Here is a 1,710-nt window from a genome sequence, read left to right as displayed (position 1 = left end):
TTTGAAATGGGTCTTGGTCTTGACCAGGCTATGGATTCCGGGTTTTGCCAAGAGTCATGTGTGATCAGTTCTGTTTTATAATAATATCGGTTTCCACTTAGGTATTCCTCGCATATATAAAGTACAGTATGCCGGCTGTGCATCGCATCTCTCTCCAATTTTTGTTTCAGTATCCCCAATTCTCCAGACATACATTCAAAAAGAGCCTGAAGCACCCGAGCTCCAAGCTCTTCCTGTTTATCTTGTTGTATACCACCAGAAACCACCAAAGATAAGGATGAGAATCAACAAGATAATCGCTACCGCCCAGCCCCAGCCCCAGCCATATCCGCCTCCGTATCCGTAACCACCATACGGATAGCAGACGTAGGCGCTATATGGAGAATATGGATAAGCCATTCTGTCTACCTCCTTCAATCTCTTTTGCGTTCTTGCTCATTAATAAAATATGTACGAAGAGGGTAAAGAGGAATAGAGGCAAACGCACAATTTATGGATGGGCTTTATAAAATTTTTCCAAAGTAATGTAATGCAGTTCTGGCAAAAATAAAGAAAAGTCGGCTGAGGCCAACAAAAGCAGTGCATTATACCTTGCATCCGGAGGGATTACATGGAAGAAAGATCCAATGTCGGAGAATATACTCCATCCTACCGGCTGACCGTTTCCGGTGTGGATGTTTATTACGAATACTACGAAAATCAATCATCTTCAGAAGCTGAGACCATAATATTGATTCATGGATTTTTATCATCAACGCTAAGCTTCAGAAAACTGATTCCATTGCTTACAAAAGAGTACCATGTTATCGCGCTAGACCTTCCTGGCTTCGGACGAAGTGAAAAATCAAGGACATTTGTTTACAAGCTGTGCAACTACGGAAAGCTTGTCATTGATTTTATGAACAAGCTTAACATCAGGCAGGCAGTACTGATCGGACATTCTATGGGAGGACAAGTCTCCCTTCACGCTGCCAAGCTTGCGCCAGATCGTGTAAAAAAACTTGTGCTGCTAGGATGCTGCGGCTATGTTAAGCGAGCCAGCAGGTCTGTCATCTATTGCTCGTATATCCCGTTTTTTTCATGGGGCATGAGAACTTGGGTGATGCGCAAAAACGTAAAAGATAATCTCCTTGCCGTCCTGCATGATTCTAAGCTTGTTACAAAAGAACTGATCGACGGTTACAGCAAGCCTTTGACGGAAGCAGGCTTCTTTCATTCGCTTATCAGGCTTCTGCGTCATCGTGAAGGTGATTTAGAAAGAGCTGACCTCCAGAATATACACACTCCTGTGCTTATGATCTGGGGTCGAGAAGACAAAGTGATGCCTGTAAAAACAGGCTACCGCCTAAAGCATGATCTGCCGGATGCAAAGCTGATCATTTATGACAACTGCGGGCATTTGATCATGGAGGAAAAGCCAGAAGACATTATCTCAGAAGTCACTAAATTTCTTCACGAACCAGAAAAAGCAGCAGTACAGCCGCTCCCTTCTTGAACGGCTGTCTGCTGCTTTTTTATGGCACATTTCTAAAACGATTGTTGCTTTTGATTCAGCGCAATCCGCTAGTGCCGGTGTAGTTTAAACTTCCATGTGTAATCAATATATGTTCCGATTTTAGATTCAATTGATGTGGCTGGCACTTTCATCACATTTGTTGGTCGTCTAGAATTCATCTTTGATAAAGTTGATCGGAGTGTAAGGTGCCGACT

General features: G+C 43.1%; 2 protein-coding genes. One reads left to right on the top strand and one right to left on the bottom strand.

All coding sequences use genetic code 11. The features are described 5' to 3' along the window. Positions 1 to 237 precede the first annotated feature (237 nt). Positions 238 to 399, bottom strand: coding sequence for a sporulation protein YjcZ (locus tag CGZ90_RS20400; protein WP_106408328.1), 162 nt, complete (start codon positions 397 to 399; stop codon positions 238 to 240). A gap of 211 nt (positions 400 to 610) precedes the next feature. Between CGZ90_RS20400 and CGZ90_RS18995 the strand changes: the two genes are divergently transcribed. Continuing rightward, positions 611 to 1,495 (top strand): alpha/beta fold hydrolase, encoded by an 885-nt coding sequence (locus CGZ90_RS18995; protein WP_094254082.1) that lies wholly within the window; start codon positions 611 to 613, stop codon positions 1,493 to 1,495. Positions 1,496 to 1,710: the final 215 nt, after the last annotated feature.

Origin of the sequence: Fictibacillus aquaticus (genome assembly GCF_002245695.1) — a bacterium.
In the GTDB taxonomy this organism is placed as follows: domain Bacteria; phylum Bacillota; class Bacilli; order Bacillales; family Fictibacillaceae; genus Fictibacillus; species Fictibacillus aquaticus.
This window is presented reverse-complemented; position numbering and strand designations above follow the sequence as displayed.

Bases quoted from the DNA above. Each gene is read 5' to 3' on its own strand.
- CGZ90_RS20400 (WP_106408328.1), bottom strand. From the start codon at position 399: ATGGCTTATCCATATTCTCCATATAGCGCCTACGTCTGCTATCCGTAT.
- CGZ90_RS18995 (WP_094254082.1), top strand. From the start codon at position 611: ATGGAAGAAAGATCCAATGTCGGAGAATATACTCCATCCTACCGGCTG.